This window comes from Streptomyces sp. JB150 (genome assembly GCF_011193355.1).
In the GTDB taxonomy this organism is placed as follows: Bacteria; Actinomycetota; Actinomycetes; order Streptomycetales; family Streptomycetaceae; genus Streptomyces.
In genome coordinates this window covers 1,932,041-1,947,206 of sequence record NZ_CP049780.1, presented here as the reverse complement: position 1 = coordinate 1,947,206, position 15,166 = coordinate 1,932,041, and the positions used below count along the sequence as shown (strand labels likewise).

The 15,166-nt window shown below is 71.0% G+C and carries 13 protein-coding genes; all 13 read left to right on the top strand.

Annotated features, from left to right (window positions below; genetic code table 11):
* The coding region (locus G7Z13_RS09105; protein WP_165997661.1) for a penicillin-binding protein 2 at positions 1 to 1,882 on the top strand (1,882 nt) is incomplete at its 5' end.
* Between the two features lie 197 nt (positions 1,883 to 2,079).
* Entirely contained in the window at positions 2,080 to 3,600 is a 1,521-nt protein-coding gene (locus tag G7Z13_RS09100) for a UDP-N-acetylmuramoyl-L-alanyl-D-glutamate--2,6-diaminopimelate ligase (protein WP_165997659.1), read from the top strand.
* A 28-nt stretch (positions 3,601 to 3,628) separates the two neighbouring features.
* Positions 3,629 to 5,035 (top strand): UDP-N-acetylmuramoyl-tripeptide--D-alanyl-D-alanine ligase, encoded by a 1,407-nt coding sequence (gene murF, locus G7Z13_RS09095; RefSeq protein WP_165997658.1) that lies wholly within the window; start codon positions 3,629 to 3,631, stop codon positions 5,033 to 5,035.
* Positions 5,035 to 6,105, top strand: coding sequence for a phospho-N-acetylmuramoyl-pentapeptide-transferase (gene mraY, locus G7Z13_RS09090; RefSeq protein WP_166004785.1), 1,071 nt, complete (start codon positions 5,035 to 5,037; stop codon positions 6,103 to 6,105). Before murF ends, mraY begins: the two co-directional genes overlap by 1 nt.
* Positions 6,087 to 7,511: a UDP-N-acetylmuramoyl-L-alanine--D-glutamate ligase gene (murD, locus tag G7Z13_RS09085; RefSeq protein WP_165997656.1), complete on the top strand. Its 1,425-nt coding sequence runs from the start codon at positions 6,087 to 6,089 to the stop codon at positions 7,509 to 7,511. The genes mraY and murD overlap by 19 nt, the downstream gene beginning before the upstream one ends.
* Positions 7,512 to 7,732: 221 nt before the next feature.
* Complete coding sequence (ftsW, locus tag G7Z13_RS09080) at positions 7,733 to 9,076, top strand: putative lipid II flippase FtsW (RefSeq protein ID WP_165997654.1); 1,344 nt, start codon at positions 7,733 to 7,735, stop codon at positions 9,074 to 9,076.
* A gap of 6 nt (positions 9,077 to 9,082) precedes the next feature.
* On the top strand, positions 9,083 to 10,180 hold the full coding sequence (murG, locus tag G7Z13_RS09075; protein WP_165997653.1) for an undecaprenyldiphospho-muramoylpentapeptide beta-N-acetylglucosaminyltransferase: 1,098 nt from the start codon (positions 9,083 to 9,085) through the stop codon (positions 10,178 to 10,180).
* A 116-nt stretch (positions 10,181 to 10,296) separates the two neighbouring features.
* On the top strand, positions 10,297 to 11,091 hold the full coding sequence (locus G7Z13_RS09070) for an FtsQ-type POTRA domain-containing protein (protein WP_165997651.1): 795 nt from the start codon (positions 10,297 to 10,299) through the stop codon (positions 11,089 to 11,091).
* 288 nt (positions 11,092 to 11,379) lie between these two features.
* Complete coding sequence (ftsZ, locus tag G7Z13_RS09065) at positions 11,380 to 12,585, top strand: cell division protein FtsZ (protein WP_165997650.1); 1,206 nt, start codon at positions 11,380 to 11,382, stop codon at positions 12,583 to 12,585.
* Positions 12,582 to 13,313: a peptidoglycan editing factor PgeF gene (pgeF, locus tag G7Z13_RS09060; RefSeq protein ID WP_165997648.1), complete on the top strand. Its 732-nt coding sequence runs from the start codon at positions 12,582 to 12,584 to the stop codon at positions 13,311 to 13,313. The genes ftsZ and pgeF overlap by 4 nt, the downstream gene beginning before the upstream one ends.
* 6 nt (positions 13,314 to 13,319) lie before the next feature.
* Positions 13,320 to 14,039 carry a YggS family pyridoxal phosphate-dependent enzyme gene (locus G7Z13_RS09055; protein ID WP_165997646.1) on the top strand — a complete coding sequence of 240 codons (720 nt, stop codon included), beginning with the start codon at positions 13,320 to 13,322 and terminating at the stop codon, positions 14,037 to 14,039.
* Positions 14,040 to 14,168: 129 nt separating this feature from the next.
* Positions 14,169 to 14,810, top strand: coding sequence for a cell division protein SepF (sepF, locus tag G7Z13_RS09050; RefSeq protein WP_165997644.1), 642 nt, complete (start codon positions 14,169 to 14,171; stop codon positions 14,808 to 14,810).
* 71 nt (positions 14,811 to 14,881) lie between these two features.
* Positions 14,882 to 15,166, top strand: a complete 285-nt coding sequence (locus G7Z13_RS09045; protein WP_007448661.1) for a YggT family protein — start codon at positions 14,882 to 14,884, stop codon at positions 15,164 to 15,166.

Sequence of the window (15,166 nt, the reverse complement as noted above, 5' to 3'; positions counted from 1 at the left end):
CCGCCCGGCCCGCCGCCCGGCGCGGCCCCCCGCGCCCCGCGCCGCCGCCGCGCCGCGCCCCCTCCGGCTCGGCAGCCCGCGCCCGCGGCTGCGCCTGGTCGGCGTCGCGCTGACCCTCGTCCTGCTCGTCTTCGTCGTCCGCCTGCTCCAGGTGCAGGCCGTCGACGCGAGCGCGTACGCGGCGAAGGCGGAGCAGAACCGGTACGTGGGCCAGGTGCTGGCCGCCGAGCGCGGCGAGATCACCGACCGCGCGGGCATCGCCCTCGCCACCAGCGTCGACGCCTACGACATCACCGCCGACCCGACGCTGTTCACCCGCGAGCAGCTGAAGATCGACGACGGTCCCGAGCAGGCCGCCGCCCTCCTCGCGCCGATCCTCGGCCAGGACCAGGAGGACATCGTCGAGAAGCTGCGGCCCGAGGACGAGAACCTCCGCTACGTCAAGCTCGCCGACCGGCAGACCCCGCAGGTCTGGAAGCAGATCAAGGACCTGAAGTCCGCGCTCGCCAAGAAGCAGCAGTCGGACGAGTCCACGGTGAACGTCCTGGCGGGCGTCCTGGCCACCCCCAGCAGCAAGCGGGTCTACCCGAACGGCGAGCTGGCCGCCGGGATACTGGGCTGGGTCAATGCCGAGGGCAAGGGCGGCGGCGGCATCGAGCAGCAGCTGGAGAAGCAGCTGGCCGGCAAGGACGGCGAGATCCGCTACGCCCAGTCGGGCGGCCGCCAGGTGCCCACCGTGGGCGCCGAGGAGACGCCCGCCGTGCCCGGCTCGGACATCGAGCTGACCATCGACCGCGACATCCAGTGGGCGGCGCAGAACGCCATCGCGCGGCAGGTCGAGAAGTCCCGCGCCGACCGCGGCTATGTGATCGTCCAGGACACCCAGACCGGCGAGATCCTGGCCATGGCCAACTCGCCCGGCTTCGACCCCAACGACCTGTCCCGCGCCACCTCGGCGAACATGGGCAACGCGGCCCTCCAGGACGCCTACGAGCCCGGCTCCACCGCCAAGGTCATGTCCATGGCCGCGGTGCTGGAGGAGAAGGTCGCCACCCCCACCACGCGGGTCGTGGTGCCCAACCGGCTGCACCGCGGCGACCGGCTCTTCCAGGACGACATCGACCACCCGACCTGGTACCTGACGCTGAACGGCGTGCTCGCCAAGTCCAGCAACATCGGCACCATCCTCGCCACCGGCCAGCTGGGCAGGACCCAGGCGGAGGCCAACAAGGTCCTCTACTCCTACCTGCGCAAGTTCGGCATCGGCGAGCCCACCGGACTGCGCTTCCCCGGCGAGACCCCGGGCATCCTCGCCCCGCCGCAGGAGTGGTCGACCTCGCAGCAGTACACGATTCCTTTCGGCCAGGGCGTGTCCATCAACGCGATGCAGGCGGCGTCCGTCTACACGACGATCGCCAACGGCGGCGTCCGGATCGAACCCACCCTGATCCGCGGCACCAAGGGCCCCGACGGACGCTTCGATCCGGCCCCGAAGCCCGAGAGGACGCGGGTGGTCAGCGAGAAGACCGCGAAGACGCTGGCCCGGATGCTGGAGTCGGTGGTCGACGACGAGGAGGGCACCGGCACCAAGGCGCGCATCGCGGGCTACCGCGTCGCGGGCAAGACCGGCACCGCCAATCGAGTGGATCCGGCCACCGGCAAGTACCGCGGCTACACCTCGTCGTTCGCCGGCTTCGCCCCCGCGGACCAGCCCCGGATCACCGTCTACTGCGCCATTCAGAACGCCACCCAGGGCAGCTACTTCGGCGGCCAGATCTGCGGACCCGTCTACAAGCAGGTGATGCGGTTCGCGCTGAAGAGCCTCCAGGTCCCGCCCACCGGCGCCCCGCCGGCGAAGCTGCCGGTGACGTACAAGCCCTGATCAGTCACGTCCTGATCAGTCCCGACCAGCACCGAGCAACACCGAGCAACCAGGAACCACCCGTGACAACGAACACCCCGGATTCCGGGAACCACGGCGCCCCCCGCCCCTCGCTTCGCTCCGAAGCGGGTACGCCCGGTACGCTCACCGCCGTGCCACACGCTGATCAGTCCCAAACCACCCAGAAGGGCCATCCCGTGACCTACCCGGGACCGCCCCGGCCGGAGCGGGTGTCCGCCACACCCCTCGCGGAACTCGCCGGCCAGCTGGGTGTCGCCGCGCCGGAGCGCACGGCCGGGGTCACGGGCATCACCCATGACTCGCGCGCCGTCCGCCCCGGCGACCTGTACGCCGCCCTGCCCGGCGCCCGCGCCCACGGCGCCGACTTCGTCACCCAGGCCGCCGGTCTCGGCGCCGCGGCCGTGCTGACCGACCCGGCCGGCGCCGAGCGCGCCGCCGCGACCGGTCTGCCGGTGCTCGTCGTCGACGACCCGCGCGCCCGCATGGGCGAGCTGGCCGCCACGATCTACGGCCGGCCCGGACAGGACCTGCTGCAGATCGGCATCACCGGCACCTCCGGCAAGACCACCACGGCCTACCTCGTCGAGGGCGGCCTGAAGACGGTGAAGTCCACTGGACTGGTCGGCACGGTCGAGATGCGCATCGGTGACGAGCGCATCAAGTCCGAGCGCACCACCCCCGAAGCCACCGACCTGCAGGCCCTGTTCGCCGTCATGCGCGAACGCGGTGTCGAGGCGGTCGCCATGGAGGTCTCCAGCCACGCCCTGGTCCTCGGCCGGGTCGACGGCTGCGTCTTCGACGTCGCCGTCTTCACCAACCTCAGCCCGGAGCACATGGAGTTCCACTCCGGCATGGAGGACTACTTCCAGGCCAAGGCACAGCTGTTCACCCCGCGGCGCAGCAGGCTCGGCGTGGTCAACGTCGACGACGAGTACGGCCGCCGCCTCGCCCGCGAGGCCACCGTCCCCGTCGTCACCTACTCCGCCGAGGGCCACCCCGACGCCGACTGGCGCGCCGAGGACGTGACGATCGGTCAGCTCGACTCCACGTTCACCGTGCTCGGCCCGAACGGCGAGCGGATCGCCGCCAAGTCCCCGCTGCCCGGCCCGTTCAACGTGGCGAACACCCTCGCCGCGCTGGTCGCCCTCGCCGCCGCCGGCCTCGACCCGCAGACCGCCGCCGACGGCGTCGCGGCCGTACCGGGCGTCCCCGGCCGCCTGGAGCGGGTGGACGCCGGCCAGCCCTACCTCGCGGTCGTCGACTACGCCCACAAGACCGACGCCGTCGAGTCGGTGCTGAAGGCGCTGCGCAAGGTCACCAAGGGCCGGCTGCACGTCGTCCTGGGCTGCGGCGGCGACCGGGACACCACCAAGCGGGCCCCGATGGGCGCCGCCGTGGCACGGCTGGCCGACACCGCCGTGCTGACCTCCGACAACCCCCGCTCCGAGGACCCCCTCGCGATCCTCGCGACCATGCTGCAGGGCGCGGCGTCCGTGCCGGTGCACGAGCGCGGCGAGGTCGTGCTGTTCGAGGACCGCGCCGCCGCGATCGCCGCCGCCGTCGAGCGGGCCCGCCCCGGCGACACCGTGCTGGTCGCGGGCAAGGGCCACGAGCAGGGCCAGGACATCGCCGGAGTGGTCCGTCCCTTCGACGACCGCCAGGTGCTTCGCGAAGCCATCCAGAAGACCCAGGGATGAAATCCCGAAAGATCCAGGGGATGAACTTGTGATCGCCCTCTCTCTCGCCGAGATCGCAGAAGTCGTCGGCGGGCAGACGTACGACATACCGGATCCGTCGGTCCTGGTGACCGGGCCGGTCGTCCGGGACTCCCGCGAGGCGGGACCCGGCAGCCTCTTCGTCGCCTTCGTCGGCGAACGCGTGGACGGCCACGACTTCGCGCCACAGGTCGTGGCGGCGGGCGCGGCCGCCGTGCTGGGCTCGCGCCCCGTCGGCGTGCCCGCGATCGTCGTGGACGACGTCCAGGCCGCGCTCGGCGCGCTCGCCCGCCACGTCGTGACGAAGCTCGGCACGACGCTGATCGGGCTCACCGGCTCGGCGGGCAAGACCAGCACCAAGGACCTCCTCGCCCAGGTCCTGCGGCGCAAGGCGCCGACGGTGTTCACGCCCGGCTCGCTCAACAACGAGATCGGGCTGCCGCTGACCGCGCTCAGCGCCACCGAGGAGACCCGGTTCCTGGTCCTGGAGATGGGCGCCCGCGGGATCGGCCACATCCGCTACCTCACCGAGCTGACGCCGCCGAAGATCGGGCTGGTGCTGAACGTCGGCTCCGCCCACATCGGCGAGTTCGGCGGCCGCGAGCAGATCGCCCAGGCCAAGGGCGAGCTGGTCGAGTCCCTCCCCGAGGACGGCACCGCGGTCCTCAACGCCGACGATCCGTACGTACGGGCCATGGCCTCCCGTACCAAGGCGAAGGTGCTCCTCTTCGGCGAGGCCGACGAAGCGGACGTACGCGCCGAGAACGTGCGGTTGACGGACACCGGGCAGCCCTCCTTCACCCTTCACACACCCTCCGGGTGCAGCGACGTGACCATGCGCCTGTACGGTGAGCACCACGTGTCGAACGCGCTCGCCGCGGCCGCCGTCGCCCATGAGCTGGGCATGTCCGCGGAAGAGATCGCCACCGCGCTCTCCGAGGCGGGCTCCCTCTCCCGCTGGCGGATGGAGGTCACCGAGCGCCCGGACGGCGTGACGGTCGTCAACGACGCCTACAACGCGAACCCCGAGTCCATGAAGGCCGCTCTGCGCGCGCTGGTGGCCATGGGCAAGGGGCGGCGGACCTGGGCGGTGCTCGGCAAGATGGCCGAGCTCGGGGACGAATCGCTCGCCGAGCACGACGCGGTCGGACGGCTCGCCGTCCGGCTCAACGTCAGCAAGCTCGTCGCGGTCGGGGGCAGGGAAGCCGCCTGGCTGCAACTGGGCGCATATAACGAGGGTTCGTGGGGTGAGGAGTCGGTGCACGTGTCCGACGCACAGGCGGCGGTCGACCTGTTGCGCAGCGAGTTGCGCCCGGGGGACGTCGTGCTCGTGAAGGCGTCCCGTTCGGTCGGACTCGAGAAGGTGGCCGAGGCGCTGCTCGAGACCGGTGCCGAGGGTGAGGTTGCCGCCCGATGATGAATCAGGTCCTGTTCGCAGGCGTCATTGGTCTCTTCCTCACCCTGATCGGCACCCCGCTGCTGATCAAGCTGCTGGCGCGCAAGGGATACGGCCAGTACATCCGGGACGACGGCCCGCGCGAGCACGCCAGCAAGCGCGGTACGCCGACCATGGGCGGCATCGCCTTCATCCTGGCGACGGTCGCCGCGTACTTCCTCTCCAAGGTGATCAGCGGCGAGCCGCCGCGCTACTCCGGCGTGCTGGTGCTCGGCCTGATGGTCGGCATGGGCCTGGTCGGCTTCCTCGACGACTACATCAAGATCGTCAAGCGGCGTTCGCTGGGTCTGCGCGCCAAGGCGAAGATGGCCGGCCAGCTGATCGTCGGCATCGCCTTCGCGGTGCTCTCGCTCCAGTTCGCCGACAACCGCGGCAACACCCCGGCCTCCACCAAGCTGTCGTTCATCACCGACTTCGGCTGGACCATCGGCCCGGTGCTGTTCGTGGTCTGGGCGCTGTTCATGATCCTCGCCATGTCCAACGGCGTGAACCTGACGGACGGTCTGGACGGCCTGGCCACCGGCGCCTCGGTCCTCGTCTTCGGCGCCTACACCTTCATCGGCGTCTGGCAGTTCCAGGAGTCCTGCGCCAACGCGCAGACCCTCACCAACCCCGGCGCGTGCTACGAGGTGCGCGACCCGCTCGACCTCGCGGTGGTCGCCTCCGCGCTGATGGGCGCCTGCCTCGGCTTCCTGTGGTGGAACACCTCGCCGGCCAAGATCTTCATGGGCGACACCGGTTCGCTGGCGCTCGGCGGTGTGCTCGCGGGTCTCGCGATCTGCTCCCGCACCGAGCTGCTGCTCGCCATCCTCGGCGGCCTGTTCGTCCTCATCACCATGTCGGTGGTCATCCAGGTGGGCTCCTTCCGGCTGACCGGCAAGCGGGTCTTCCGGATGGCCCCGCTCCAGCACCACTTCGAACTCAAGGGCTGGTCCGAAGTGCTCGTGGTGGTCCGCTTCTGGATCATCCAGGGCATCTGCGTGATCGTCGGACTCGGCCTCTTCTACGCGGGATGGGCAGCAGAGAAGTGACCGACTGGCAGGGAAAGCGCGTCACCGTCGCCGGGCTCGGCGTCTCCGGCGTCCCGGCGGCCAAGGTGCTGCACGGGCTCGGCGCGATCGTCACGGTCGTCAACGACGGCGACGACGAGCGGGCCCGGGCACAGGCCGCCGAGCTGCGGGACCTGGGCGTCACCGTCCGCCTCGGCGACGGCGCGACCCTGCCCGAGGGCACCGAGCTGATCGTCACCGCGCCCGGCTGGAAGCCGGACAAGCCGCTGTTCACGGCGGCCCGCGAGGCGGGGGTCCCGATCTGGGGCGACGTGGAGCTGGCCTGGCGGCTGCGCCGCCCCGACTCGGCGCCCTGGCTGTGCGTGACCGGCACCAACGGCAAGACCACCACCGTGCAGATGCTGGCCTCCATCCTGAAGGCCGCCGGGCTGCGCACCGCCGCCGTCGGCAACATCGGCGTCTCGCTGCTGGACGCGGTGCTCGGCGACGAGGAGTACGACGTCCTCGCCGTGGAGCTGTCCAGCTACCAGCTGCACTGGGCGCCGTCCCTGCGCGCCCACTCCGCCGCCGTCCTCAACCTCGCCCCCGACCACCTCGACTGGCACGGCTCCATGGAGGCGTACGCCAGGGACAAGGGCCGTATCTACGAGGGCAATCGGGTCGCCTGCGTCTACAACGTGGCCGACAAGGCCACCGAGGACCTGGTGCGCGAGGCCGACGTCGAGGAGGACTGCCGCGCCATCGGCTTCACCCTCGGCACCCCCGCGCCGTCCCAACTCGGCGTCGTGGAGGGCATCCTCGTCGACCGCGCCTTCGTCGAGAACCGGCACAAGAACGCCCAGGAACTCGCGGAGGTCGCCGACGTCGACCCGCCGGCCCCGCACAACATCGCCAACGCCCTTGCCGCGGCGGCCCTCGCCCGCGCCTTCGGAGTGCCCCCGCAGGCCGTACGGGACGGGCTGCGGGCCTTCCGCCCGGACGCCCACCGCATCGCGCACGTCGCCGACGTGGACGGCGTCGCGTACGTCGACGACTCCAAGGCGACCAACACGCACGCCGCGCAGGCCTCGTTGGCCGCCTACGAGTCGATCGTGTGGATCGCGGGCGGCCTCGCCAAGGGCGCCACCTTCGACGAACTGGTCGCGAGCGCGGCGAAGCGGCTGCGCGGCGTCGTGCTGATCGGCGCCGACCGCGCGCTGATCCGCGAAGCGCTCGCGCGACACGCCCCGGAAGTACCCGTCGTCGACCTCGACCGGACCGACACTGGGGCGATGCTCGCGGCTGTCCAGGAGGCCCGGCGCCTCGCCGGGCCCGGCGACACGGTGCTGCTGGCCCCGGCCTGCGCCTCCATGGACATGTTCGTCAACTACAACCAGCGCGGTGACGCGTTCGCGGCGGCGGTCCGCGAACTCGGAGCGGGCGCCTGACGGCGGGTCTCGACCACGGCGGGTGCTTCGGGACCCTTGGGAGGGACGAGTGACTCGGATGTGGTTCCAGGCAGCCCGGTGCGGGCCCGCCGGCGGCGCGGCACGGCGACGGCCCGCCCGCCCGCCGGCCCCCGGCCTCCCGCGCGCGGCCCACAGGACACGCGGGACCGGCGCGGCCCGCGCCGGGGCGTACCGCCGCGGCCGGAGGACGGGGGCCTGCCATGCCGGGTAGCCGTACGCGCCGTCCGCCCGCGCCGCGCACGGCGCGGCCCCTCGCCGCCCCCCGCGAGAACCCGGTCACGCGGTACTACACGCGCGCCCGCAGGGCCTGGGACCGCCCGCTGACCGCCTACTACCTGATCCTCGGCGGCAGCCTGCTGATCACCGTGCTGGGCCTGGTGATGGTCTACTCGGCCTCCCAGATCACCGCGTTGCAGATGTCGCTGCCCGGCTCCTACTTCTTCCGCAAGCAGCTGCTGGCCGCCGTGATCGGCGCCGGACTGCTGTACGCGGCCTCCCGGATGCCGGTCAGGCTGCACCGCGCGCTCGCCTACCCGATCCTCGCCGGCGCCGTCTTCATGATGGCCCTGGTGCAGGTGCCCGGGATAGGGATGGCGGTCAACGGCAACCAGAACTGGATCGCGCTCGGCGGCTCCTTCCAGATTCAGCCCAGCGAGTTCGGCAAGCTCGCCCTGGTGCTGTGGGGCGCCGACCTGCTCGCCCGCAAGCAGGACAAGAAGCTGCTGGCGCAGTGGAAGCACATGCTGGTGCCGCTCGTCCCGGTGGCGTTCATGCTGCTCGGGCTGATCATGCTCGGCGGCGACATGGGCACCGCGATCATCGTCACGGCGATCCTGTTCGGGTTGCTGTGGCTGGCGGGGGCGCCCACCCGGCTGTTCGTCGGAGTGCTGGCGGTCGCCGGGGCGATCGGCGCGCTGCTGATCCAGACCAACTCCAACCGGCTGGACCGCTTCGCCTGCATCGGCGCCACGGAGATGGGCCCCGACGGCTCCTGCTGGCAGGCCGTGCACGGGATCTACGCCCTCGCGTCCGGCGGACTCTTCGGTTCCGGCCTCGGCGCGAGTGTGGAAAAATGGGGTCAACTCCCCGAAGCGCACACCGACTTCATCTTCGCCGTCACCGGTGAGGAACTGGGCCTGGCGGGGACGCTGTCGGTGCTCGCCCTCTTCGCCGCTCTAGGCTATGCGGGTATCCGCGTGGCCGGACGCACGGAGGACCCCTTCGTCAGGTATGCCGCGGGAGGCGTGACCACCTGGATCACGGCCCAGGCCGTGATCAACATGGGTGCGGTGCTCGGCCTGCTGCCGATCGCCGGAGTCCCCCTCCCGCTGTTCTCCTACGGAGGATCCGCCCTGCTGCCGACCATGTTCGCCATCGGGCTGCTGATCGCCTTCGCGCGCGACGAGCCCGCTGCGCGGGCGGCGCTTGCGATGCGGCAACCCCGCTTTGGTAGAAAGCGGGGGGCTGGGGGCTCTGCGGGGCCCCGGAGATGGAACACGATGCGACGGCGCACCTCGGCGGTGCGCTCGTCCGGAGAGCGGTGAATTTCGGTGCATGTCGTACTCGCCGGCGGGGGCACCGCGGGCCACATCGAGCCCGCGCTCGCCCTCGCGGACGCCCTGCGCAGGCAGGACCCGACCGTGGGCATCACGGCCCTGGGCACGGAGCGCGGTCTGGAGACCAGGCTGGTCCCCGAGCGGGGCTACGAGCTGGCGCTGATCCCGGCCGTACCGCTGCCCCGCAAGCCCACCCCCGAGCTGATCACCGTCCCGGGCCGGCTGCGCGGCACCATCAAGGCGGCCGAGCAGATCCTGGAGCGCACCAAGGCGGACGTCGTGGTCGGCTTCGGCGGCTATGTGGCGCTGCCCGGCTATCTGGCCGCCAAGCGGCTCGGCGTGCCGATCGTCATCCACGAGGCCAACGCCCGCCCCGGCCTCGCCAACAAGATCGGTTCGCGGTACGCCGCGCAGGTCGCCGTCGCCACGCCGGACAGCAAGCTGCGCAACGCCCGCTACATCGGCATCCCGCTGCGGCACTCCATCGCCACCCTGGACCGGGCCGCCGCCCGCCCCGAGGCGCGCGCGATGTTCGGGCTCGACCCGAACCTGCCGACCCTGCTCGTCTCCGGCGGCTCGCAGGGCGCGCGCCGTCTGAACGAGGTCGTGCAGCAGGTCGCGCCGTGGCTGCAGCAGGCCGGGATCCAGATCCTGCACGCGGTCGGCCCGAAGAACGAACTGCCGCAGGTGCACCAGATGCCGGGGATGCCCCCTTACATCCCGGTAAGTTACCTGGACCGGATGGACCTCGCGTACGCCGCGGCCGACATGATGCTCTGCCGCGCGGGCGCGATGACCGTCGCCGAACTCTCCGCCGTCGGACTCCCGGCCGCCTACGTCCCGCTGCCCATCGGCAACGGCGAGCAGCGGCTGAACGCCCAGCCGGTGGTCAAGGCCGGCGGCGGCCTGCTGGTCGACGACGCGGAACTCACCCCCGAGTGGGTGCAGCAGAACGTCCTGCCCGTGCTCGCCGACCCGCACCGGCTGTACGAGATGTCCCGCGCCGCCGCCGAGTTCGGCCGCCGGGACGCCGACCAGCTGCTGGTCGGCATGGTGTACGAGGCGATCGCCGCCCACCGTGCACACCAGTAGGGGGTGTCTCGTCGGTCAGGCCGGATCAGCGAGCGGTGCCAGGCGCCGGGAGCCCGGCATGATCGGCGAGGCACGCCCAAGGAACCGTATGTCGATGTGAGCGGAAGGCAGGGAGCGTGGCCGGACCCACCACCGCCGAGCGCGGTGCGCGCCAGCAGGAGTCGTCCGGCCCGCCTCCCGCCCGGCGGCCGCGGCTGCCCGCGCTCCGCACCCTCATCGCCCTGGCCGTCGCCCTGGCGCTGCTCGGCGCGGGCGGCGGCTGGGTGCTGTACGGCTCGCAGTGGCTGCGGCTGGAGGAGGTCTCCGTCTCCGGTACCCGGGTGCTCACCCCGGCGCAGGTGCGCGAGGCGGCCGACGCGCCCCTCGGGGCTCCGCTGGCCTCCGTCGACACGGGGGCCATGGAGAACCGGCTGCGCCGGAAATTGCCCCGAATTGCCGCCGTTGATGTGGTCCGTTCCTGGCCGCAGGGAATCGGGCTAAAAGTAACCGAGCGCACTCCGGTTCTGCTGGTGAAAAAGGGCGGGAAGTTCGTGGAAGTGGACAAGGGAGGCGTCCGTTTCGCCACGGTTTCTCACGCCCCGAAAGGCGTTCCCCTTCTCGAATTGAGGCCGTCGCGGTCCCGTTCCGCCGCGGCCAGCCTGCGCCGCTTCGGGGAGGGACGGCTGGTCCGGGAGGCGGTCCGGGTGGCCGGGGCGCTGCCGGAGGCGGTCGCGCACCGCACCCGGGCGGTCAAGGTGCGTTCCTACGACGACATCTCGCTGACGTTGACGGACGGGCGCACCGTGGCCTGGGGGAGCGGCGAGAAGGGGGCCGCGAAGGCCCGTACCCTCACCGCTCTGCTGAAAGCGGCCCCGTCCGCGCGGCACTTCGACGTCAGCGTCCCCACCGCCCCCGCGTCATCGGGGAGTTGACGCACATCCGCGCAGGCCAGCACCCTGGTTGGGCACCGCTATGGCTGATCACATAGGGTGAAAAGAAAAACGGGAGGTTCGGCGTGTTCGTTGAACGTGCGCCACTTGTCGACTTAGTGTCCTGTTCAGAAGACTCCAGGGAACAGACACACTGGTAACCCTAAACTTCAACGTTAGGGTTCGGGTCGGCGATACGGACCGTCCCATTCGGCATCAGTCGTCGGATCGCGCGGGCGCAGTGCCCACGCCGGTACGGCGACACGTAACTCGAGGCGAGAGGCCTTCGACGTGGCAGCACCGCAGAACTACCTCGCAGTCATCAAAGTCATCGGTGTCGGCGGCGGTGGTGTCAATGCCATCAACCGGATGATCGAGGTCGGTCTCAAGGGCGTCGAGTTCATCGCCATCAACACCGACGCGCAAGCTCTGTTGATGAGCGACGCCGACGTCAAGCTGGACGTCGGCCGTGAACTCACCCGCGGACTCGGCGCCGGAGCCAACCCGGCCGTCGGCCGCAAGGCCGCCGAGGACCACCGCGAGGAGATCGAGGAGGTCCTCAAGGGGGCCGACATGGTCTTCGTGACGGCCGGTGAAGGCGGCGGCACCGGCACCGGCGGCGCGCCCGTCGTGGCCAACATCGCACGCTCCCTCGGCGCGCTCACCATCGGCGTGGTCACGCGCCCGTTCACCTTCGAGGGACGGCGCCGCGCGAACCAGGCCGAGGACGGCATCGCCGAGCTGCGCGAAGAGGTCGACACCCTCATCGTCATCCCGAACGACCGCCTGCTGTCCATCTCGGACCGCCAGGTCTCGGTCCTCGACGCCTTCAAGTCGGCGGACCAGGTCCTGCTCTCCGGCGTTCAGGGCATCACCGACCTCATCACCACCCCCGGCCTGATCAACCTGGACTTCGCCGACGTCAAGTCGGTCATGTCCGAGGCCGGCTCGGCCCTCATGGGCATCGGCTCGGCCCGCGGCGACGACCGCGCGGTGGCCGCGGCCGAGATGGCGATCTCCTCCCCGCTGCTGGAGGCGTCCATCGACGGCGCCCGCGGCGTGCTGCTCTCCATCTCCGGCGGCTCCGACCTCGGCCTGTTCGAGATCAACGAGGCGGCCCAGCTGGTCAGCGAGGCCGCCCACCCCGAGGCGAACATCATCTTCGGCGCGGTCATCGACGACGCCCTCGGCGACGAGGTGCGGGTCACCGTGATCGCGGCCGGCTTCGACGGCGGCCAGCCGCCGGCCCGCCGGGACAACGTCCTCGGCTCGGCCTCCTCGGCCCCGGCCCGCCGCGAGGAGCCCGCTCCGCCGGCGCGGCAGCCGGAGAGCCGCCCGTCCTTCGGCTCGCTGGGCAGCGTCACGCCGAAGGAGGAGCCGGAGCCCGCGCCGGAGCCGGTGAACGACATCCCGGTCGCCCCGCCGGTCACCCCGGCGCCGCGGACCTACACGGACAGCGCGGCCGAGGAGCTGGACGTACCGGACTTCCTGAAGTGATAGGACAGCGCGAGAGCGTGAGCGGCGCGCACTTCGCCTTCACCGACCGGTGGGGCGGGGTGAGCGCCGCTCCGTATGAGGAGCTCAACCTCGGCGGCGCGGTCGGTGACGACCCGGCCGCCGTGACGGCCAACCGGGAGCTGGCGGCGAAGACGCTGGGCCTCGACCCGGCCCGGGTGGTCTGGATGAACCAGGTGCACGGCAACGACGTGGCGGTGGTCGACGGACCGTGGGCCTCGGCCGCCGACATCCCGTCGGTGGACGCGGTGGTCACCGCCCGCCGGGGACTCGCCCTCGCCGTGCTCACCGCCGACTGCACCCCCGTGCTGCTGGCCGACCCGGTCGCCGGGGTGGCGGCCGCCGCCCACGCGGGCCGGCCGGGAATGGTCGCGGGGGTCGTCCCCGCCGCCGTCCGGGCCATGACCGCACTCGGCGCCGCGCCCTCCCGGATCGTCGCCCGCACCGGACCCGCCGTCTGCGGCCGGTGCTACGAGGTGCCGGAGGCGATGCGCGCCGAGGTGGCCGCCGTCGAGCCGGCGGCGCACGCCGTCACCAGCTGGGGCACTCCGGCGGTCGACGTGACCGCGGGGGTGCACGCGCAGCTCGAACGGCTGGGGGTGTGCGACCGGGCGCAGTCGCCGGTGTGCACGCTGGAGTCGCACGACCACTTCTCGTACCGCCGCGACCGCACCACCGGTCGGCTGGCGGGCTATGTCTGGCTGGACTGATGGGGCATGACGGACCGTAGGGACGAACTCGCCGGAAACCTGGCGCGGGTCGAGGAGCGCATCGCCGCGGCCTGCGCGGCGGCCGGCCGCAAGCGTGAAGAGGTGACCCTGATCGTGGTCACCAAGACCTATCCCGCCGACGATGTGCGGATCCTGTCGGAGCTCGGTGTGCGCCATGTCGCCGAGAACCGTGACCAGGACGCGGCCCCCAAGGCCGCCATCTGTTCGGATCTGCCCCTTTCCTGGCACTTCGTCGGTCAGTTGCAGACCAACAAGGTCCGATCTGTGATCGGTTACGCGGATGTGGTGCAGTCCGTCGACCGCGCCCGGCTGGTGACGACCCTGTCCAAGGAGGCGGTACGCGCCGGGCGCGAGATCGGCTGCCTCGTGCAGGTCGCCTTCGACGCGGGGGCGAGCGGCCGGGGCGAGCGGGGCGGCGTGGCGCCCGAGGGGATCGGGGAGTTGGCGGACCTGGTCGCCGGCTCGCCCGGGCTGCGGCTCGCCGGGCTGATGACCGTCGCACCTCTGACCGGGGAGTACGCCGGTCGCCAACAGGCGGTGTTCGAGCGGTTGATGGATTTGTCGACCGACCTGCGCCGGGCCCATCCGGCTGCGAACATGGTCTCGGCAGGGATGAGCGCGGACCTCGAACAGGCCGTGGCCGCCGGAGCGACACATGTACGCGTCGGCACCGCGGTACTCGGAGTCCGCCCCAGGCTCGGGTAACGTCGCCAGGAAGTCGGACCACAGCAGAAAATATGGTCATTGCCGTCGAAGGGCGGACATAACGACCTCGTGGATCGCAGGGACTTGGCAGTCGTGAGCCGATCCACCACAGAGCGGAGGACTCAGAGCATGGCCGGCGCGATGCGCAAGATGGCGGTCTACCTCGGCCTCGTGGAGGACGATGGGTACGACGGCCGGGGATTCGATCCCGACGACGACTTCGAGCCCGAACTGGACCCGGAGCCCGAGCGGGATCACCGACGGCACGAACCGTCCCACCAGTCGCATGGTTCACATCAGCCCCAGAGGGAAGAATCGGTGCGAGTGGTGCATCCGCCCACGCCCCGCGAGCCGGTGGCGCACTCCGCTTCGCTACCCGCGGAATCGAGTCGCCCCGCGCGCATCGCGCCCGTGGCATCCATCACACAAGAACGCGCAAGCCTGGAGAAGAACGCACCGGTGATCATGCCCAAGGTCGTGTCGGAACGAGAGCCTTACCGGATCACCACGCTTCACCCGCGGACCTACAACGAGGCCCGTACCATCGGGGAACACTTCCGTGAGGGCACCCCGGTGATCATGAACTTGACTGAGATGGACGACACAGACGCGAAGCGACTTGTCGACTTTGCGGCCGGTCTGGTGTTTGGTCTTCACGGCAGCATCGAGCGGGTGACGCAGAAGGTGTTCCTGTTGTCGCCTGCTAACGTCGATGTCACGGCGGAGGACAAGGCCCGCATCGCAGAGGGCGGGTTCTTCAACCAGAGCTGAGACGCACGACCGGAAAAAGCGGTACAAAGCAGTACCACAGCACGGGAAACAGGGGAGAGGGAAGCACGGGCATGAGCGTGGTCCTGGATGTCGTCTACATCGCGCTGATGTGCTTCCTCATCGTGCTCATCTTCCGGTTGGTCATGGACTACGTCTTCCAGTTCGCCCGCTCGTGGCAACCCGGCAAGGCGATGGTGGTCGTTCTGGAGGCCACCTACACTGTCACTGATCCACCGCTCAAGCTTCTGCGGCGGTTCATTCCGCCGCTGCGTCTCGGGGGCGTGGCGCTCGACCTGTCCTTCTTCGTACTGATGATCATCGTCTACATCCTGATCTCGATCGTGAGCCGGCTGTGA

Coding starts and splice junctions, on each gene's coding strand:
- G7Z13_RS09055 (WP_165997646.1), top strand. CDS start 13,320: ATGACGGACCGTAGGGACGAACTCGCCGGAAACCTGGCGCGGGTCGAG.
- ftsW (WP_165997654.1), top strand. CDS start 7,733: ATGCCGGGTAGCCGTACGCGCCGTCCGCCCGCGCCGCGCACGGCGCGG.
- G7Z13_RS09045 (WP_007448661.1), top strand. CDS start 14,882: ATGAGCGTGGTCCTGGATGTCGTCTACATCGCGCTGATGTGCTTCCTC.
- murD (WP_165997656.1), top strand. CDS start 6,087: ATGGGCAGCAGAGAAGTGACCGACTGGCAGGGAAAGCGCGTCACCGTC.
- mraY (WP_166004785.1), top strand. CDS start 5,035: ATGAATCAGGTCCTGTTCGCAGGCGTCATTGGTCTCTTCCTCACCCTG.
- sepF (WP_165997644.1), top strand. CDS start 14,169: ATGGCCGGCGCGATGCGCAAGATGGCGGTCTACCTCGGCCTCGTGGAG.